The organism is Ferrigenium kumadai, from assembly GCF_018324385.1.
Classification (GTDB): Bacteria; Pseudomonadota; Gammaproteobacteria; order Burkholderiales; family Gallionellaceae; genus Gallionella; species Gallionella kumadai.
On sequence record NZ_AP019536.1, the window covers coordinates 1,486,203 to 1,506,196 of the forward strand.

The 19,994-nt window shown below is 59.1% G+C and carries 19 protein-coding genes; 1 reads left to right on the forward strand and 18 read right to left on the reverse strand.

All coding sequences use genetic code 11. The annotated features are described in order from the left end of the window. Nucleotides 1–124: 124 nt before the first annotated feature. The 13 genes from FGKAn22_RS07110 to gspG all read right to left on the reverse strand — a co-directional run bounded on the left by FGKAn22_RS07110 (nt 125) and on the right by gspG (nt 11,348). On the reverse strand, nt 125–712 hold the full coding sequence (locus FGKAn22_RS07110) for a lytic transglycosylase domain-containing protein (RefSeq protein ID WP_246487355.1): 588 nt from the start codon (nt 710–712) through the stop codon (nt 125–127). A gap of 190 nt (nt 713–902) precedes the next feature. Beyond that, the gene (locus tag FGKAn22_RS07115; RefSeq protein ID WP_246487356.1) at nt 903–1,586 is read right to left on the reverse strand and encodes a response regulator; all 684 of its coding nucleotides are present in this window, start codon (nt 1,584–1,586) and stop codon (nt 903–905) included. 48 nt (nt 1,587–1,634) lie between these two features. Next, nucleotides 1,635–2,072 carry a type II secretion system protein gene (locus FGKAn22_RS07120; protein ID WP_246487357.1) on the reverse strand — a complete coding sequence of 146 codons (438 nt, stop codon included), beginning with the start codon at nt 2,070–2,072 and terminating at the stop codon, nt 1,635–1,637. A gap of 77 nt (nt 2,073–2,149) precedes the next feature. Further along, nucleotides 2,150–2,527 (reverse strand): type II secretion system protein, encoded by a 378-nt coding sequence (locus FGKAn22_RS07125; protein WP_212784930.1) that lies wholly within the window; start codon nt 2,525–2,527, stop codon nt 2,150–2,152. Between the two features lie 6 nt (nt 2,528–2,533). After that, nucleotides 2,534–3,016 carry a type II secretion system protein gene (locus FGKAn22_RS07130; protein WP_343214977.1) on the reverse strand — a complete coding sequence of 161 codons (483 nt, stop codon included), beginning with the start codon at nt 3,014–3,016 and terminating at the stop codon, nt 2,534–2,536. Further along, nucleotides 3,013–5,388 carry a secretin N-terminal domain-containing protein gene (locus FGKAn22_RS07135; RefSeq protein ID WP_246487358.1) on the reverse strand — a complete coding sequence of 792 codons (2,376 nt, stop codon included), beginning with the start codon at nt 5,386–5,388 and terminating at the stop codon, nt 3,013–3,015. The genes FGKAn22_RS07130 and FGKAn22_RS07135 overlap by 4 nt, the downstream gene beginning before the upstream one ends. Continuing rightward, the gene (locus tag FGKAn22_RS07140) at nt 5,385–5,948 is read right to left on the reverse strand and encodes a hypothetical protein (RefSeq protein ID WP_212784931.1); all 564 of its coding nucleotides are present in this window, start codon (nt 5,946–5,948) and stop codon (nt 5,385–5,387) included. Before FGKAn22_RS07140 ends, FGKAn22_RS07135 begins: the two co-directional genes overlap by 4 nt. Next, a complete protein-coding gene (locus FGKAn22_RS07145) occupies nt 5,945–6,604 on the reverse strand; it encodes a GspMb/PilO family protein (protein ID WP_212784932.1) in 660 nt (219 codons plus the stop codon). The genes FGKAn22_RS07140 and FGKAn22_RS07145 overlap by 4 nt, the downstream gene beginning before the upstream one ends. Continuing rightward, complete coding sequence (locus FGKAn22_RS07150; RefSeq protein WP_212784933.1) at nt 6,601–7,122, reverse strand: hypothetical protein; 522 nt, start codon at nt 7,120–7,122, stop codon at nt 6,601–6,603. The genes FGKAn22_RS07145 and FGKAn22_RS07150 overlap by 4 nt, the downstream gene beginning before the upstream one ends. Further along, entirely contained in the window at nt 7,122–8,003 is an 882-nt protein-coding gene (locus FGKAn22_RS07155) for a hypothetical protein (protein WP_212784934.1), read from the reverse strand. Before FGKAn22_RS07155 ends, FGKAn22_RS07150 begins: the two co-directional genes overlap by 1 nt. Beyond that, entirely contained in the window at nt 7,981–9,660 is a 1,680-nt protein-coding gene (locus FGKAn22_RS07160) for a GspE/PulE family protein (RefSeq protein WP_212787182.1), read from the reverse strand. The genes FGKAn22_RS07155 and FGKAn22_RS07160 overlap by 23 nt, the downstream gene beginning before the upstream one ends. A gap of 20 nt (nt 9,661–9,680) precedes the next feature. Next, nucleotides 9,681–10,871: a type II secretion system F family protein gene (locus FGKAn22_RS07165; protein ID WP_212784935.1), complete on the reverse strand. Its 1,191-nt coding sequence runs from the start codon at nt 10,869–10,871 to the stop codon at nt 9,681–9,683. A 39-nt stretch (nt 10,872–10,910) separates the two neighbouring features. After that, nucleotides 10,911–11,348, reverse strand: coding sequence for a type II secretion system major pseudopilin GspG (gene gspG / locus FGKAn22_RS07170; protein ID WP_246487359.1), 438 nt, complete (start codon nt 11,346–11,348; stop codon nt 10,911–10,913). Between the two features lie 296 nt (nt 11,349–11,644). Here gspG and FGKAn22_RS07175 point away from each other — a divergent pair, with 296 nt between their 5' ends. Next, a complete protein-coding gene (locus FGKAn22_RS07175) occupies nt 11,645–11,839 on the forward strand; it encodes an SAP domain-containing protein (protein ID WP_212784936.1) in 195 nt (64 codons plus the stop codon). Nucleotides 11,840–12,174: 335 nt separating this feature from the next. Here FGKAn22_RS07175 and FGKAn22_RS07180 read toward each other — a convergent pair whose 3' ends face one another. The 5 genes from FGKAn22_RS07180 to FGKAn22_RS07200 form a co-directional block, all read right to left on the reverse strand. Then, entirely contained in the window at nt 12,175–12,867 is a 693-nt protein-coding gene (locus tag FGKAn22_RS07180) for a sensor histidine kinase (RefSeq protein ID WP_212784937.1), read from the reverse strand. A gap of 318 nt (nt 12,868–13,185) precedes the next feature. Then, nucleotides 13,186–13,803: a response regulator transcription factor gene (locus tag FGKAn22_RS07185; RefSeq protein WP_281411861.1), complete on the reverse strand. Its 618-nt coding sequence runs from the start codon at nt 13,801–13,803 to the stop codon at nt 13,186–13,188. A gap of 3 nt (nt 13,804–13,806) precedes the next feature. After that, complete coding sequence (locus FGKAn22_RS07190; protein ID WP_212784938.1) at nt 13,807–17,103, reverse strand: PAS domain S-box protein; 3,297 nt, start codon at nt 17,101–17,103, stop codon at nt 13,807–13,809. Nucleotides 17,104–17,272: 169 nt separating this feature from the next. Next, nucleotides 17,273–17,644: a hypothetical protein gene (locus FGKAn22_RS07195; protein WP_212784939.1), complete on the reverse strand. Its 372-nt coding sequence runs from the start codon at nt 17,642–17,644 to the stop codon at nt 17,273–17,275. A 91-nt stretch (nt 17,645–17,735) separates the two neighbouring features. After that, on the reverse strand, nt 17,736–19,970 hold the full coding sequence (locus FGKAn22_RS07200; RefSeq protein WP_212784940.1) for a S8 family serine peptidase: 2,235 nt from the start codon (nt 19,968–19,970) through the stop codon (nt 17,736–17,738). Nucleotides 19,971–19,994 lie beyond the last annotated feature (24 nt).

Genomic DNA, 19,994 nt, shown 5'->3' on the forward strand with positions numbered 1-19,994 from the left:
GGAACGGGTAGGCACTTTACTGGATTCCAGTACGGCTGTGAACCACAGTTTACCGCAAAAACCATCCGGCAAACATCAGTTTGCCACTTTACCAACGGCCGCCCGGCAAAATCGCGGCTCGCCCCTAGAGCACGTTTGTCTGGTACTTCCGGTAATAATCCAGCACCTTGGGCACATAAGCTACCGTCTCGCGGTTGGGCGGGATGCGGTAGCCATTCCTCACGACCGCATTTTCCCCCGCGTTGTAGGCCGCCAGCGCCAGACTGACGTCGTTGTTGAACCTTTTCAACAGATCGCGCAGACACTTCGCGCCGCCGTGGAGATTCTGCACAGGATCGAGCGCATCGGCTACTCCATAACGTTTCGCAGTGACCGGCATGAGTTGCATCAGCCCGGCGGCCCCCTTCTTCGAAACGGCATTTGGACTGTAGCGGGATTCCACCGAGATCACGGCATGGAGCAGCGCACTGTCCAGACCGTAAGTATGTGCCACGTCATCGACAAGGCGGTCATATTGCGCCTTGCGTGCCAACGCAGCCGGAGGGCTGCCGGTATCGGGCTCCGCCTCGTCCTGCCCCTTGACCAGGACCTTATAGCGACTGTCCGTCGGCATGTTGCTCAAATTCACTGCCCCATCGTCGGCAACGAAGGTATAGATGTTCGCCCACACCGGTTGCAGCAGGCAAAGGCCGAATACAAAGTAAGTTGGCACACTCCAAAGCAATCGCATGAGTCATGTCCTCCGTATGGTGACCATTCCAAGTCAGCCACAGGTTAAACACGGTCAAGCGCGCTCTCAATACAGCGAACAGCGTAGCATTGAAGGGGGCATTAATGGAAAGCGCAGCCCCCGTTGAACAGTACATTCAGGGAAAAAGAAACACGGGGGCCGGCCCGCCGGGCTAGCTGGCCAGCAACCCCTTCTCGATCGCGTAAGCCGTCAATTTCGAGGCGTTATGCAGGTCGAGCTTCTTCATCAGGTTGGAACGGTGTTTTTCGACCGTCTTCACGCTCAGGCAGAAATAATCGGCAATGAATTTGTTTGGCCGCCCTTCGGCCACCAGCTTCAGCACCTCTCGCTCGCGGTGGGTCAGGCTGTCCCATGGGCTGGCATGATGAGGGGCGCCGTCCGTCCCCAGATAGCCGTTGATCACCTTGGCCGAGATGTCCGGACTCAGGTAGATCTTGCCGTTCAGTACGCTGCGGATCGCGACGCGAAGCTCCTCGTGGGTCGCATCCTTGAGCAAGTATCCGTTGGCACCTGCCCTCAGAGCCTCGTGGATATATTCCTCGGTCTTGTGGATGGTCAGCACCAGCACGCGCGTCTCCGGGTGGCGCCGTTTGATGTCCACGATGGCTTCGATGCCGTTCATTCCCGGCATAGAGATATCTGTCAGGACCAGATCGGGAAGGTACTTGTCGATCACCCGGACGGCATCGCGGCCGTTATCGGCTTCGCCAACGATCTCGATATCCGCATCCTGAGATAATAAAGCGCGAAGCCCCGCACGCAGCAGAGTGTGATCCTCCACGATCAGGATGCGTTTCTTGTCGCCCAACATCACTTCAGTTTTTCGTTCGCTCATCATTGGCCTCCGATTTCCATGTGTGTTTTTTCAGAAATCCTGCACATGCTATCTGGCAGGAGATGGTTTTGGTATATGTACAAATACCCATTCCGAATACTTCGTCTTGCCCTCGAAGTTCTTGTCCACAACACTGAAATTACTCTTCTTCACCGGCTCTTCCTCTGACAAACTGTGCACTCCGTAAATCTCTCCGGCCGGCCCCTTGACCAAGCCCCACTCCTTACCCCCGCCGACCGGATCCGCATAAATCCTGCGTAAGTAGCGCTGCGTCGACGGGTAGCGCGGGTCCTTGAGCAACGCATCCAGGCTCGTTGGATAGCGCCGGTTCGGATCGGGGGCATGTTCGTAATACTGGGCGATGGCGCGGCGGAACTGATGCCCGACGAACAGCAGTTCCAGCTCCTTCTCGCGCTGCTGCGCCAAGTGCCATACCTCCCCGGCCGTGGCCAGCACCATCCCCATGGCAGCGATGAGCGCCAGCAACCCTAAATAAGTGAATCCGCCCTGTCGACACGCTTCTGCACAGGGAATTGCTTTCGAACAATTTGAGCGGGCGGGCATCACCAATCCTTGTATTCCGAGCCGTCCCGCCCCATCCCCGGCGCGCCGCTCTTTACGTCAAACACTCCGCCCTTCGTGGGATCGTTGACGATGATCCATGTCGTACTCTCGCCGGTAACCGGATCCCGCGGAACGTTGCGCAGGTAGCGCCGACTGACCAGCGTATCCAGTGATTCGGGGTAGGTTCCGTTGTCGCCGTAATACTTGTCCAGCGCCTCCCGCATCAGAAAAAGGTTCTCCCGCAATACTGCCTCCCTGGATTTTTCCACGCTGCTGAAATAACGCGGCGTCGCTATACTCAGCAACAGCGCGATCACTGCCATGACCACCAGCAACTCGATCAGGGTAAAACCGGTTTTCAGCAAGCGCCGTCCCATATCTCCTCACCAGTTGCGGTATACAACGCCGTTCAGCCCGACGCCGTCCGATCGCGAATAAATGTCGAACACGTCGCTACCCTCCTGCGGCGCGTCGTAGCTGCTCACATAGCTGCGCTTGCCCCAGGTTTCCGCATCCGGCGTACCCGGATCGTTGAACATCGGATCGCGCGGAATTCGCCGCAAAAAATAGATCCTTTTTTTTCCGCTCGGATCGCCGGCATCGGGCACGCCTTGCACCAGCACATCCAGCGACGGCGGATAACCCGATTTCTCCACCGAGTGGATGATGCGCCCGTCGTCCACCGCCTGCTTGTAGGCATCCAGCGCCGTGCGTATCTCCCGCAATGCATGATGCAGATCCTGTTCCTTGCCGCGCTGCACCGCCAGTTCCGCCATCGGCAACGCCATGGTCGAAAGCAGAGCGACGATAGACACGGTGACCAGCATCTCGATCAGAGTGAAACCGCCTGAGGCACGCACCATCATTGCGACACCGCGATGAAATGTGGAGCGGGAGCTACTAGTATCAACGGCTCGCCCCCCGCCCCGGTTCCACTGATGCGACTGACCATGACCGGTGATTGCGGCGTAGCACTGGTCACCTCAAAAACCAGCGTGGCGACGCTGCCGCCGGCACTGTCCGGTGGCATTCCCGCCAGACCGATCAGGATCTGCCCGCCAGCCTGGTCGATGGTCTTCGTAAAATTAGACGGTGAGTTGCCCTTCTTCAGGAAATCCCCTTCGACGACATCGGCAGCCTTCAGTACGGCTGGGTCGAACCCCACCAGAAATCCGACGCTGTTTGCTCCCTGCAGCGCCTGGGTGTTGAGCGCCACGCTGATCCGGTCACCGACCTTCGCTTTGTTCGGCCCCAGCCAGGAGAATGGTGTCGGGGCTGAGCTAGTCGGGGCTGAGCTAGTCGGGGCTGCGGTAGTCGGAGCAACGGCAGGAGATGGTACAACTGGCTGAGGCACGAAAGAAGCCGGGGCTACCGCTGATGGAATTGCTGAACTGTTTGGCACAGCAGTGCCAAGCGGCCGCAACGTCAGCGGATCGCTGCGCAGGTTGGACTCGGTACCGGACCAATATTCCACCTCGCGCGCACTCGGAATGCGGTTGTTGCCGACAATGCGCGGAGTGATGGACAAGATGATTTCCGTTTTCCGACCGTCGTCGCGCTGGCTGCCGAACAGATGACCCAGGATCGGCAGCTGACCGAGTCCAGGCACTTTGTTGGCGGTATTGCGGTCTTCGTCGTTGATCAACCCTGCGAGTATCTGCGTCTCACCGTCCTTCAATCGCAGCACGGTCGAGGTGTTGCGCGTGCCGACCTGATACGACAGCGTTCCGGATTGGGCGTTCTGCACCTCCTTGACGATGGAGCTGACCTCCAACCCGACCTTGATGGATACATCGTTGTCGAGATGGACCTCGGGTTCGACCTCCAGCTTCAGACCGATATCCAGGTACTGCACGCTACCGGTGATCACCGGCGAGCCGGTCGAAACCGGCGTCACGGCATTGGTGATCACCGGCACGCGATCTCCGATCATGATCTTGGCCTTCTCGCGGTTGCGTGCGCGAATGCGGGGGCTGGCCAGCAGGTTGGTGTCGCTGTCCTGCATCAGCGCGTTGAGAGTGACGTTCAGCGCCGGGCTGGTGACAATGCTGGCACTGTTAAGCTGGCGCAGCTCGGCCAATGTCGGCGTCGCAGCGGCGACCGCCTTGCCCAGTGCGGTGAAACCGATCTGGCTGGGATACTTGATGCCGATCTCGGTCAGGCGCGAACGGGTGATCTCCAGCACCTCCACCTCCAGCATGACTTCCGGCTCGGCGATGTCCTGGTCCGCGATCATCTTCTCCGCCAGGCGGATCGCCTCCGGCGTGTCGCGCATCACCAGCGAATTGGTCTTTTCATGGATGAAGATGTCCTTGGTCTTCAGTAGCGTCTTGATCATGTTCAGCATCTCCTTCGGCTCCGCATTGGTCAGGTGGAAGCTGCGGATCTTGAGATCCTGGTACTCCTTGAGCTTGGCCGAGGTGTTTGCATAGATGAATACCGTGTTGTCGTTGATAATTTTCTTTTCCAGCTGGCTCTGCATCAGGATCAGGTCGATCGCATCTTCCACCGACACGTCCTTGACGAAGATCGATGTCTTGAGATCCGGCTTCACATCCTTGTCCAGCAACACGTTGATGCCGCTGGTACGCGACAGCGCCTCGAACACCATCTTCACATTGGCATCGCGGAATTGCAGGGTGATCGGCTTCTTGAATCTCGTCTTGAGCAAGGGAGTGGCCATCTGCTCCCGGTCGGACTGATCCTCGATCTGGCGCTGGAGCAGCAGGGCCTGGCTGTTCCTGGGATTCTCGACAAGGATGGACTTGACAAGTGCCAGTGCAGCATCGACCTCCCCTTTCTTGAACAGGTTATGCGCATCTTCGACCTGGGTGGCATGGCGGTTTTCCATCTCCAGTGCCGCGATCCCATCCCTGGCCGTGCTGTTTTCCGGAGAGATTTTCAGTATGCGCTCGTAATCCGCTTTGGCCGCTTCCGGATGCCCGGCGGCACGCTCGCTGTTCGCGGACGCGAGCAAGCGGTTCACCGCCTGTTCGCGACTGCGGGTCAAAGAGGCGCGGTAAGACATGTTGCCTGGATCGGCCTTGCTGGCCTGTTCCAGTTGCGCCAGCCCGTCCTCGACGCGCCCTTCATCCATCGACGCCATTCCGTCGCGGTACTGTTTCTGTCCGGCACACCCCGCAACGACTGACGCAATCAGCAGGAGCAGCAAGGCATTGCGCCAGGCTTTCAGCACTGTTCTGAACATATCCCAGACTCCCTGTGCAAGATTTTTCATGATGCCTCGCCGGTCTCGATGGTCTGCCTGATGTTGAGCGGCAGATAGGTCAGTTCGACTCGCCCGTCGACCACCCCCTCGACGCGGTAGGTGTTTTCGATCACTTCTCCCGCAGAAACGGTATAGACCCGGTCACCTTTGACCAGCATGATGATCTGCGACTGCGACTCCTGATAGCGTCCCAGGTAGCTGAACGGCAACGGCGGCGCAGTGGGCTTGGGCGGTGGTGGGGGGGGCTGCGCCGGGGGTGGCGGCGGGGGAACGTACCAGGAGGTGACGCTGAAGATACCGCTGTTTTCCCCCTCCGCCACCTGCTGCCCGCCTTCCTGCGCGGGTTCAGGACGCGCCAGGCGCTCAAGCTCCACGCGCAGCTCTTGTGCTGCGGTGTTTTTCTCCGAACCCTCCGCCGGGAAATGCATCGCCCCTGCCCCACCCGCACGCGGCGTGGCAGGCTTGGCTGTTTTTACGGCAGCGCTGCCATCATCGTTGGCGGACGTCATTGCGATCGACGCTGCAGCAACGATGAGCAAAGCCAGCCGAATCCACGAGTGCTGCTTCATGATGACCGCCCCAGATAGAGCACCAACCTGATCCTGGCTTCCACCTCCGGGTCGGCGATGCTCTGGCGTTCGAACTGCACCTGTTCCAGCGCCACGACCGGAAGCTCGCCCGGCAAAGCAGCGAGAAACTTGCGAATCTGCGTATATTCGCCCTTCAGCGGCAACGTCATCTGGAATCGCACCAGTCTGCCTACCTTGTCCGGAGCGGCCAGGTACTCTCCCTGATCGAGCCTAAGCCCTCGGCTTTCGGCAAGTGCGGCCAGCTTTTCCAGCCACTGCGGCGCAGAACGCGCCGGCGGGAAAAACCGGTAATACTCGGCCAGCTGTTCCTCCGTACCATGATGCCGGCTGCGATCTGGTTTGCGGGTATCTTCCTTGAGCTGCCGGGCGACACTATGGCGTATCTCATCCAGATGCGCCTGCAACGGACGGATCGAGGAAAGATAGAAAGCCGGCAAGACCACCAGCATCCCCAAAGCCATCACACCCGGCCACCCCAGGATGTTCAGCCATTGCCGCGACAGCCAGCGCAACCGGCGCCCCATAGGAATCTGCAATGCAGCAGAAGATTGGGCTGTGCAGGAAACAGGCACGGTTGCGCCGGGCATAAAGCGGCGCAGCACAGCCTGCATCCTCTCGGCGGGATGCCAGCTCATGGCTGCCCCTTCAGCACTGCAAGCAAGGCGAAGCGCACCGGCTTGTCCTGGCTCTGCAGCTGAATCTGGTGGCTTTGCAGGTAAACCGAAGCGAACATATCCTGCTCTCCCAGTTGCGTGACATAGCCCAGCATCGCCGGAATGTTTTTCGCTTCACCGCTGATCTTCATCACCCGTTTCTCCATATCCGGCTCCAATGCCAGCAACACCACATCCTTGCTGCCGGACGATTCCACTGCCCGGAACAGACTTTCCCACGGCAAGCCGAGCTGGTGCAGCACCTCGTTCGCATGCTTTACCTCCTGCACCACATCCTCGGCAGGACGTGTGACGAGACCTCTGTCCTGCTGCCGCGGCTTGCCCTGCTCCAGCTTCGCTTCCCAGTCGTCCGCCTTGGTGTGCAGCTCGCGGTAAAAAGCAGCTGTCATCAGCAAACCGCTCAGCGACATGGTCAGCAATATCCCCCCGCCCCAGGGGAATGCACGGCTATGCTGGTAGTCGAGCCGGAGATTTGCCATCAGGCACACCCGCTCAACGCAGCAGCAAACCGTGCGTCAGGCTCCGGCACAAGGCCAGCCCGAAGCAGCGGCTGCAATTTCCAGAACTTCCAGCGTTTGCTCTTTGGCATCAGCACATTCCCAAGCCATGGCGCCCACAAAAAGACTTCGTCTATTGCCGTGGCGGACTCGGCCAGAAACGACTCCCGTTCCAGGATCAGCGGCAAGACCGCGCGGCCATCGCCATCCAGCCTCATGGTGCGCACACTCTCCCAGTGCCCCTCGCGCAACAGGGCAAGGCACAGGCTGCCGGGCTCCACCAGCACAAACCATGCGCTGCGTCCGTCCAGGATGTTCTGGCAGGTGTTGTAGGCCGCCATCAGGTGCGGCTGGATCGATTCGAGCGCAATCTCATTTCGCCCGAACAATGCCCGCAAAGCCTCCGGCAAACGCGGGTCCACGGCGCTGGCCAATTGCGGCATGCCGATCTTGCCGGGGCTCAGGCGCAGATCCCAGGTTTCGGCGGCATCGCCATAGGCTTGACGGAAAGCATGCCGTGCATAGGCCAGCTCTTCGATTTCGTCGCCGGGCACATCGCTCCAGGGCAGCAGGACATAGCGCATGAAATGATTGGACAGGATCACCGTCGCGAACGCCTTGCGTCCTGCCTGTTTGGCCAGTGTGGCTTCCAGCGTCTGTATCGCTGCCCCCCACTGGGTCGCCATCCCCTGAACATCGCCACCGTTGGCCTGGCTACCGGCGTAGTTCGCACAGGGAATGGATTTCTTCTCCAGCACAAGGCGCTTCACGCCGCGCCAGGTGACAGACCGCCCGATGCGCGCCAGCAGCACCTGGTCCGGGGTCAGCACTATGCGCAACTCATCGCGAAACGAAGGTGACACGATTGATCTCCTGTAGTGTGGTTTCGCCCCGGCCCACCATATCCAAGGCAAGCTCGCGCAAAAAGCGCGTGCCGTTGCGACGCGCCGCTTCGCGGAGTACGCGCAACGGCTCGCGGGCGATGATGAGTTCGCGGATCTCGTCGTTCAGGTTGAGTATCTCGGCGATGGCCTTGCGCCCCCTGAACCCGGTGCCGCGGCATTGATCGCACCCAGCCCCCACCCGGAAGCGCATGGCAGCAGCTGTCTGCCGGTCCAGACCGGAATCGGCGAGCAGGCGCGCGTCCGGCTGGTCCACGGTGGTGCATTGCGGGCAATTGATCCGCACCAGCCGTTGCGCCAGGATGCCGTTGAGCGCGGAAACGAAGCTGTAGGGATCGACGCCCATGTGCATGAAGCGCCCGATGACGTCGAACACGTTGTTGGCATGCACGGTGGTGAACACCAGGTGGCCGGTCAACGCGGACTGCACGGCGATCTGAGCAGTCTCCGGGTCGCGTATCTCGCCGACCATGATCTTGTCCGGGTCGTGTCGCAGGATGGAGCGCAGGCCGAGGGCGAAACTGAGCCCTTTCTTTTCATTGACCGGGATCTGCAGCACGCCCGGCAGCTGGTACTCGACCGGATCCTCGATGGTAATGATCTTGTCCTCGCCGTGATTGATCTCCGAGATCGCCGCATACAGCGTCGTGGTCTTGCCGCTGCCGGTCGGGCCGGTGACCAGCATCATGCCGTAGGGCTCGCTGGCGAGATGGCGCATCCTGGCGATGGATAGCTCGTCGAATCCCAGATAACTCAGGCGCAGGCCTTCCAGCTGGCTGGACAGGGTCTTCTTGTCGAGGATGCGCAGCACGGCATCCTCGCCGAAGATGCAGGGCATGATGGAAACGCGCAGGTCCACCTCTCGTCCGCGCACCGACACCTTGAAGCGGCCGTCCTGGGGCACGCGGCGCTCGGAAATGTCGAGCTCGGAGATCACCTTGATGCGTGAGATCACCTCCTCCGCCAGACTCAGCCCGGGTACCGAACCGACCGTCGTCAGCACTCCGTCGATGCGGTATTTGATCGCCAGGCCGGATGGCCCGGATTCCAGATGGATATCGCTGGCTGCGACTTTCAGCGCGTCATACACCGTCGAGTTGACCAGCTTGATCACCGGACTGGTGTCTTCGCTGATGGCCCTCAGCGACAGATCTTCGACCTCTTCGCCGATCTCCACCGCCTTTTCGTCGGCGGGCTTGATACTGTCCATGGCCAGCAGGGTATCTTCGTAGCGTGCCAGATAGGCCGCCACATCCGAGCGATGAGCCAGGCCCCAGCTGAAGCCGGACATGATGCGATGTTCGGCCCATCCTTGCAGGGCGGTATCGAACGGGTCGACGATGATCAGGATCAGACGCTTGAAATCGTCACGCAGCACAATGCATTCACGCTCCAGCGCCTCGGCGAACTGCAGGATATCGAATGCCGGCGTCATGGAATGCATCGTTTCCATGGAATACACCGGGTAATGGAATGTGTTGCCCAGAGCCTGGGCGAAAGATTCCGCATCCAGCCCGGACTGTTCTTCCAGCACCTCGATGATGCGGCGCTGAGACGATACGGCTGCAGCACGCGCCATACGGATCTGCTCCGGCGTGAATATCGCCGCATTCAGCATTTTTTCGGAAGCGGCGATGTTCACTGGATGCTCCCGGCGAGTTCGAAGATCGGGAAATACATGAGCACGACGATGCCGCCGATCAGCAGGCCGATGAAGGCCATCAACAACGGCTCGAACAACCTGGTGAAGCGCTCCACCCACTGCGCCGTTTCATCCTCGTAGAAGGCCGCGATGCGTTCCATCATCTCGCCCATCCTGCCGGTGCGCTCACCCACGCGCAGCATGCGCAACGCCACCGGGGTGGTGAGGCCGTAGCGCTCCATCGAGTCCGAAATGGAATGTCCCTCGCGGATGCTCGTCGCGGCCAAGGCAAGCTGGCCACGCAGCGACACCTGCAGAAGGTCGGAAACCATCTGCAGAGCAGGAAGTACCGGCATCCCGCCGCGCAGGAGCATCCCGAGCGAACGGTAAAATCCGGCCAATTGGTAGAGATGCAACCGCATGCCGATGGCCGGCATCCGCCACAGCTGCTGCACGAGCCACTGCCTGAAGCTCGGCCGGGTGGCCGTATAAGCCAGCACCGCCAGCGACAGTAACGCGACACTCAACAGCAAGGCGCCATGCGCTTCCAGGAACACGCCCCAACGGATCAGGATGCGCGACATGAACGGCAGGTCGCCGCCGATATCTTCATAGATGCGGCTGAAGCGCGGCACGACGTATACCATCAGGAAAACGGCCACCAGCCCGCCGCCGCCAGCCAGCAGCATGGGATAGATCGAGGCGCTGACCACTTTCCGTTTCACGCCGTCGATCTGGGAATGGTAGGCGATGTAGCGCGACAGCCCTTCCGGCAGCGCGCCGGTCTTCTCACTGGCGCGGACCGTCGCCACATACAGCAGCGGGAATTTCGCACCTGATTGCTGCAAGGCGTAGGACAGTGGATGCCCCTCGTAAAGACAGGAAACGATTTGAACCAGTATCTTCTTGACCCCTGTGCGCTGTTCCTTTTCCGCCAGCGTCTCCAGCGCTTCCACCAGCGCCAATCCGGACTCCAGCAGCGCCAGCAATTCCTGGCAGAACTGGACCAGGGGGAAATCCACCTTGTCCCGGTTCCGCCACAGCAGCCACGATTGCCTTGCCCTGACCGAGATGACCGTATAGCCCTGAGCCACGGCCTGGGCCATGGCATCGTTGCTATCGACGGCTTCCAGCGCAAAGGCCGAAAGTCCCTCGTTACCACGCAATGCTTTTACCTCGTAGCGCATCGGTTCTCCTTCATCAGATCTGCCGATCAGGATGACATCTCACCAGTTCGTGATATCGGCCGCTTCCCCGCTACCCCCCGGCCGCCCGTCCTTGCCCAGAGACATCAGGTCATAATCGCCATGTTCGCCGGGGGACCTGAACAAATATGGGAAATTCCACGGATCGAGCGGTATCTCTTTTTTCATGTACGGCCCATCCCATCTTTGCTCCCCCGTTGGGCGCGTCATCAGGGCCTTCAGTCCCTGCTCCGTAGACGGGTAATGGCCGGTGTCCAGCCGGTATTGCTCCAGCGCCTTGTCCAGGGCAGAAATCTGGGCCTGGGTCACCTTGATTTCTGATTTTCCGATCTGGGCGAAATACTTCGGCCCGACATAACCGGCAAGCAGGCCGATGATCACCATGACCACCAGTAGTTCGAGCAGGGTAAAACCTGATGCATGACGGTACAGCCTTCGCATAGCAGTTCGGTTATCCATTTCTCACGTCCTCCAATTCAGCAATGGTTTTTTGCTTGCTGCCAAGTTACCGCTACGCATGCAAATTTTCTCTACGTGGACAACTGTATTCACATGTACTGCGAGCACGGAATTTTGGGGGATACAAGTACGCAGCTCTGCTCAGCTGACGGTAAGGGGGAACCGCCTATCTGGAGCTACGGAATTTAGCGTAATCAAAAACAAGTAATTTGCTGATTTTTCCGGCTTCCCTGCTGCCTTAAAGTCGGCTCTCTAAGCTTGATTCCGACAACCCGATTTTCCAAAGGAGACTCGTTATGAAATTGCAGGATGTCCGAACCATCGCAAGGAACCATCACCTCAAGCCGGACGGTTCAACCAAGGCCGAACTGATCCGCAAAATCCAGCGCAAGGAGGGGAATTTCGATTGTTTCTCCAGCGCGTTTCACGGCTACTGCGACCAGCACAACTGCCTGTGGCGCAGCGACTGCATCAACAGCGCAACAGCCTGACCCGAGACAATCACACCGGAGAAACTCATGACCCACACACAACGCCAACAGTTGGCAAATGAATTGGGGATAAACGAAAACGTCGCATACATGTCGCAAACGCGGCTGGTGAGGAACGTCCAGATACGTCGCGGCAACGAGCCCTGTTTCTCTACCGAGAAACGCTACAACTGTGAGGAAGATTGCGAATGGTCCAGGAGTTGCCGCAAGCTGAGGGCTGTCTGGCTGCGCTAAGAAATACCAATTGCCATGCCGGACAAATCAGATCCGGAAAAAACAATCCCCGGCAAAGCCGGGGAGTTCAACTAATCGATCCCGGATGTGAAACCCACTGCCTAATTGGGCCGCCACGATATGCAGATCTTCGCTCCCTTGCCGGGTGCGGACTTGATCTCGCAGATGCCGCCGGAAAGCTCTGCCCGCTCTTTCATGCTCATCAGGCCAATCCCTTTATCCAACGAGCTGCGGCGCGACATCGCCGCCGGATCGAATCCCAGGCCGTTGTCCTTGATGGAAAGGCGCAGTCCGCCTTCTGTTTTGCTGATGACCACCTTGATGCGGTCGGCATGGGCATGCTTGATGATATTGCCCGTCGCTTCCTGCACGATACGAAAGATCACGATCCTGAGCGACGCGGGAATATCAGCCTCCTGGACGCTGAAATCCTTTTCGATCTTCATGTCCGGGCACGTCGTCCCGACTTCGCGGAAGTACCACGACAGCGTAGCCATGATGCCGAGGTCGTCCAGCATCGATGGCCTCAGATCCTTGGCGATGCGGCGCACCTCATCGAAGGTATCGTTGACCTTGAGCTTGAGCCGCTGCAGTGAACCGGCAGCCTCGGAGGTCTCGTTGGCAGCCAGCAGGCGCGATGCATCCTCCAGCGACAGCTTGATCAGGGTCAGCGATTGGCCCAGCACATCGTGCAGATCCAGCGCGATGCGCTGCCGTTCACGTTCCTGTATCGTCAACAGCATGGCAGACAACCTCCGCAATTCATCCTGCGTGCTCTGCCATGCCGACTTCATCTGAGCATTCCCGAAATGAGGCTGGTTCGTCCTCATTCCGAACGAATGGTTGCTGCTGTTCATCCCCGACGCCACAGCCAGTGGCTTTCCCAATCGACCTACAGTTTCTGCACGCATGACAGTCCCTCCGTTCATTGCATACCACATGCGGTCTATCCCGCCCCTCGATACCGTGCGCACATCATGTTGCGAATACACGCCGCCATCAATAGGAGGGATTACCTAACGCGTTAGTGGGAAGGCCATAAAGTGCAGCGGGTAGGCGAACTGCTGTTTTTACCGCAGCATCGCCGCATGGGAAATTTTCGCAGAGGGACGTCAATCCTGTAGTGCCAGCCGCCCCTGCACCAGTTCGGCGACGCTGGCGATGTTGAGTTTGCGCATGATATTGCCGCGGTGGATGTCCACCGTCCGGTGGCTGATGCCGAGTTTCTGTCCGATGACCTTGCTCGAATCCCCAGCCACCACCAACTCCATGATTTCCTTTTCGCGAGGAGTCAGCGCCTCGAAGTGGGTACGCAGAGTTTCCTTGTAACGGTGTTGCTGATGCTTTTCATGGTCCAGCTTGATAGCGGCATGCACCCGGTCAAGCAGGTCCTGTCCGTTGAATGGCTTCTGGATGAAATCGAAAGCGCCATGCTTCAACGCGCGAACGGCCATCGGTACGTCGCCGTGGCCGGTGATGATGATGACCGGCTGGAATATGCCATGGGCCTTGAGGTTGTCCAGCAACTCCATGCCACTCATGCCGGGCATGCGTACGTCCAACAGGATACAGCCCAGCCGCCTGGGATCAGCGCCTTCCAGGAATTCGTTCGCAGAAGCGAACATCCTACCGTTCAGATTCACCGATTCAAGCAGCCAGCGGATGGAATCGCGCATGGCTTCATCATCATCGACCACATACACAATTGCTTGCCCGACATACTCGTTCATAGATCACCGTCCAGCAGAAAGTGTGAAATTGAAATCGGTCCCGGAGTCACGCCCCGGTTCCACCCAGATGCGGCCGCCATAATTCTCGACCAGAGTACGGCAGATGGCCAGGCCGAGGCCAAGGCCATCTTGTTTGGAAGTGTGGAACGGATTGAAGATTTTGTCCATGTCGTCCGCGACGATCCCGCAGCCGGTATCCCTCACCATCACCAGAATGTCGCCGGATTCGGCGACACGGGTAGCGATGCTCAACTCGCGCTGCGGCGATGCCGACATCGCCTCGACGGCGTTCTTCATCAGATTGATCAGCACCTGCTCGATCTCGACCCGGTTCGCCGGGATCTGCGGCAATGCCGGCAAATCCAGCACGACGGTGACGGACTGGTGCTGGAATTCGCGTTCCAGCAGGATCACCGCGTTCTTGATCACCTGGTTGATGTCCGTCATGGTGCGCTCGTGCCCCTGCTTGCGCACCATACTCTTGAGCTGGCCGATGATCTTGCCCGCCCGATCGGTTTGCAGATGGGCCAGTTTTACCGCCTGCTGGAGTTTTTCCCGGTCCCACTCCTGCTCATCCATGCGGCGCAGACAGGCATCGAGGTAATTGTTCGCCGCCGTCAGCGGCTGGCTCAATTCGTGCGCCAGACCGGAAGCCATCTCCCCGGCCAGGTTGAGCCGTCCGGCATGCTCCATTTCCCCGCGGATCGCCTCGAACGACCTTTGCTCCGAAGTATCGATGCAGGTGCCGATGAAGCCGAGGAACCTGCCGTCATCGGTAAATCGCGGGATTCCGGAATCCTGCACCCAACGGAACTTTCCGTCACGGTGGCGCAAACGGTATTCCAGCTTGAACGGCCGGAGTTTCCTGAATGCCTTGGTGTAGGCGGCCAGGCAGTTCTTCCGGTCGGCGACATGGACGATGTCCAGCCAATTTCGCCCCTGCGTCTGCTCCAGCGGGAGTCCGGTGAACTCATGCCAGCCCTTGTTGAAGAAATTACACCCCAGATATTCGTCGCCGCCTTGCGCATCCGCCAGCCAGATCATGATCGGAGCAAGATCGGCCATGATGCGGAAACGCTCCTCGCTCTCGACCAGCATGTTCTCCGCCATCTTGCGCGAAGTGATGTCATGCAGCGTCGAGCGGCTCATTACATAATTCCCCTCATGGTCGTAGATGGCCGTCGCGCTCAGCAAGATGTGCATGATCTTGCCATCCTTGCATACGAAGTCATATTCCACGCCATTGATCTCTCCCGTTTTCATGAAGCGGGGGAAATTCTCACGAAAATCCTGAATGCTCTTATCAGTACAGAAATCCGTGATCGCCATCTTGCCGACGACTTCGTCACGCGTATAACCCAGCCAATCAAGCTCGGTGTCATTGATCTGGAGGATGATGCCGTGTTTATCCAGCGAGTGGTAGCCGCACGGCGCATGGTTGTACAGATCTTCGACCACTTCCGCCGACTTGCGCAGTTCGTTCTTGGCCAACTGACGCTCGGTGATATCCTGCGTCGTGCCGACAGAACGCAAAGGCTTGCCTTCCTCATCGTAATGGGTCTCACACCATTCCTGGACGTACTTGATGCGCTGATCGGGGAGCAGCAGGCGGTGCACAACCATGTATGGCGTGCGGTTCTGTATCGACTCGGTATACGCCTGGTTCACCATCTCCCGATCATCCGGATGCACGATATTGAGGAACGCCTCATAGGACGCACCGAAACACTGCTGGTCGATCCCAAAGATGCGGTAATTCTCGTCCGACCAGTACAGTACATTGTTGACCAGGTCCATCTCCCAGCTGCCGATATGCGCCATCTGCTGCGATTCCTTCAGCAGGGTCTCACTCCTGCGTAATGCCTCATCGGCCTGCCTGCGCTCGCTGATGTCGCGCATGATGAACTGCAGATATTTCGCGCCTTCCACCCCGATCACCCGTCCGCTGACTTCCACCGGGAAGACCGAACCGTCCTTTCGACGGGTCATGCTCTCGAAGCGGGATTCCCCCTGTTCACCCAATAGCTCGGTCTGCTGCGCACAACTAGCCGGATCCTGCGAGACATCGCATAAGCCACGGATCTGCATCTGCAGAAACTCCTCCTGGCTGTAGCCGTAGGCCTGCAATGCCCGGGCGTTCGCCTCGATGACATTACCCTCCTCATCGGTCACAAGGATGATGTCGTTCGCATATCGGGTCAGGTATTCATAATGTTTGGCCAGCAGTTCGCGTTCGACCGCTGAATCACGCTGCGCCTTGAGCAACCGGTAACGGGCACGATGGTTACGAAGCCAAAGGAACAGCAATCCCCCGCCGACCATCACGAAACCGAATGCCAATGCCATTGACCATGCTCGCAGGCGGTTGACCGGAGCAAACAATTCCTCGCGATCGATCTTGCTGACTATGAACCAGGGAGTGCCGGGAATCGAGCGCATCTCGGCGACGACCGGGATGCCGCGATAATCGATCCCATTGGTGGTACGGCGTTTGCCAAGCAATGCCATGGCGCAAGGCGAGGTAGACATGCTGAGCGGGATGCGCATGCTCAGCGCTGCCCCCTGTTGGTGGCGCACATTGTTCAGGAACAGCGCATCGTTGCCGTCACGCTTTAGCAGAAGCGTTTCGGCACTCGCGCTCTGGGTGGGCCACGACTGGATAAGCGGATAAAGGAACTGGTCTGGATCGATCCGTATCACCACGGCTCCGACGATACGGTCGGGTTTTCCGCTGGCGATCAACGGTGAGGCCAGATCGAGATTGATACCGGCATCTCCCTGGGTACTCCAATGAAAATCGGCGAACACGACTTCGCGGCGTTTCATTGCCAGCGTGGCCAGTCCTGCATCTTCTCCTCCGACTTCATGCTGGCCGCCGACCGTTATCCGCGCCGCCCCCCCCTTATCCAGCAGTGCAATGCTGTGATAGCCGTTTACGTACTGCATCTCGGTCAGCATCTGGCGCAGCTGCTGTTTGCGTGCGTTTGCCGGCGCCCCCTCCTGCAGCCATTTTTCGAACTCGGCGGCGATCATCGAATCGCGCGAAAATGACCGCTCCCGGCGTTTCTCGCTCTCGCGCCATGCGGCGATCTGCCTGACTTTTGCGTCCGCGATCGCGCCAAGGTCGCGAAGTTCGCCGGCCTCGATCAGCTTTTCGATGTGCCGGAAAGAGAGCGCATACGTTGCTGCGATCAGCAGCGCGACAATGATATAAACCAGCAGCGGGAGGTAAGGCTTGAGGTCTTTGGCAAGGGAATGACTGGCATTGCTGTTACGGAAAACACGGCCAAACAGTTTCATGGATACGGCCCCCTGGGCTAAGTGATCGACTGCTGCCGGCCGGGACATTTTTTGACACTGCGAGAACCTTCTCCCGTCCGCTAGTTCCGGCATGCTACATGATTTCCCGCCGAGGGATAAAGGGGCAAGCACAGGGCGCCATAAGACGCCCCTGGACATCTCGCTTGAATCACTCCGTCACTACAGGCTCCGCCATCCTGAACCCGAGATAGACTGTGACGGTACTGCCGTTCTTGAGCGTCTTGATGGAATCCGGCGGAAAATGCAACGTCATGTCGGCCACGCCGCTTTTCAATACCAGAGTACCCTTGGCATGGTTGATCATGCTGACAGTGCCGGTCATCTTGTGGCGCCCCATCAACATGCAATCCCCGCCCATGCCCTCCCTGTCCATCAGGCACTCGCCCTTCATCATGCCCATCCGGGTATCGCCCTTCATCTTGTCCATGCCCATTCCGGAGGGACCATAGTCGGCTGCGCAAGCGGAAACGGCCAAGCTGGCGCCGAACAGACTGTTCAACAACAGTGTCAATTTACTCATACTGGTTCTCCTTTCCGAGATCAAAAACGGCCCATCAACGAGCCAAATTTCAACGCCAGCCCGCGATGCGGACAAGGCATCCGGTGGTGCATCAGTACACGTTGACCCAGACATTGGCCCGGTTCGAATATGCCCCCAGGTTGTCCGTCATCTGGTACTGGAAAACTTCGGTGCCGCGAAAATCCTGTTTCGGCATGTAGGACACGGTGCCATTCGCGTTCACCACAACGGCTCCCCCCTTGCTTGGTTTCATGACTATCTCGACGCTCGCCGGATTGAGGCTGCCGTCCGGATCGAAATCGTTGTCCAGCACGCTGATGACTCTGGCCTGATAGGCCGTTTTATCCCGATATGGCGCCAGCACGTAATCATTCCGGGCGACGGGCGGCTTGTTCGCGCTGACCGTGAGCGTCACCGTGGCATCGTTGCTGTACAGGGCGCCGTCATGGGCACGGTAGGTAAAGCGATCGGTGCCGGCGAACCCTGCCTTGGGGACATAGTTGAACGATCCGTTGGCATTCAGCTTCAGGCTGCCATTGGATGGCTCCTGCACCAGCACGGAGGTCAGCAGATCGCGGTGCTGGTCGCTGTCGTTGCTCAACACTCCACCTGCCGCCACAGTAAGTGCGCCGCCTTTGATCACGCTGTAGCTGTCGTTCGTTGCGACCGGTGGAACGTTAGTCCTGGCGACAGTCACATTGAACGCCTGTGTAACCGCCAGTCCGCGCGCGTTAGCGGCGCGCACCGTCACCGCGATGATGCCTTCCTGCGCATAATCCGGTGTCCAGGCAATCTCGCCGGTGGTGGCATTGATTTTCATTCCCGCCGGGGAGACATCGAGCGAAAAAGTGATCGCAGAACCGGTCGGATCGCTGGCCTGAACGGCATAGACATAGGGCGCTCCCTGAACGGCAGAAATCACCGGCGTCGAGCCGATCGATGGAGGACTGCCGCCCGTCCCGCCGAGCAGTATCTGGTAAGCGGCCAACGCATCGACAAGACCGTGGCCGTAACTATTGTCTGGCCCGGCCACGCCGAGATCCTGCGCGCTTTGTGTCAGAGCGGACTCAAGCTCGCCGACAGTCGCATTGGGAAAAGCATCGATCAGCAGCGCCATCACCCCTGCCGTATGCGGTGCGGCATAGGAGGTGCCGGAGACGTTGGTGTACAGAGGCAGGCCGCCCGACGACAGATCGGCGGTGTTGATGTTGACGCCGGGGGCGACCATTTTCGGGAAAACGCTGCCGTCGCAGGCGGAGGGGCCGCGGCTGCTGAAAGGTGCGATGCCGAGCAGGACATCTACCGCGCCGCTGGCGAAGCCTTGCGGATCGTTAGCCGGACTCATGCTGGTCATCGGTGCGGCGCCGTTATCGCCGGCGGCGAACACCACTGCGATGCCGGCCGCCTTGAGCGCCGCGATGTCGGCGCTGAATTCCGTGATACATTGCCCGGCGGCCCCCACTAGCCCCCACGACGCATTGACCACGTCCGGCGCATCCAGGGTTACCGGATTGCCGTCCGGATCGAGCAGCCATTGGAAGGCAAGATGGATGTCGCTGAACCTGGCCATCCCGGCATCGTTGTAAAGTTTGGCCGCGATCCAGTTGGCACCCGGCGCCACGCCGATGGGCGTGCCGCTCACGTCGCCGCCCACCATGATGCCCATGGTTTGCGTACCGTGCCCGCTGCTGTCGAAAGGCGTGGCATGCTCGCCGTGCGGGTCATACCAGCTGTTGTTGCCGCCACGCCATTTGCCCGCCAGATCAGGATGGTTAGGATCGACACCCGTATCCATGTTCGCCACCACCACGCCCGTGCCGGCATGATTCAAGGTCCAGAGATCCTGGGCATGCACCGCGCTGAGATTCCACTGTGGTTTCGCCGGGCCACCATAGCTCACCGCCGGCGCCGGCAATACCTTATCCGCCCGGATGCTTTCCACCCCCGTATGCGTGGCCAATTCCCGGATGACGTCGATGCGCGCCGTCACGGCGATGCCGTTGATCATCAGCAACTCATGTATGTGATGCCCACCGCGCTTCTTCAGAAAGGTCTTGTGTTCCGCTTGCGTGACTGCCGATTTTTCCTTGAGCGCCTTGAACAGCCGGGTATCGCGATGACGGCGATCCAGAACCTCGAACAAGCGATGATCCACCTTGTCCGTAAGCGACACGATCACTTGCAACTCGTCGCCCGGAACATGTGCCTCCAACTCCGTTTCCAGTTCGGCATCGATGACCGCAGCCTGCGTCCCTCCGCAGCAGCAGAACACCAGAATGGCAACCATGCCGGTGCAGAATGATTGCCACGGTTTAACGGTATTCATGGAATTCCTTCGCCTCTGAGCAGA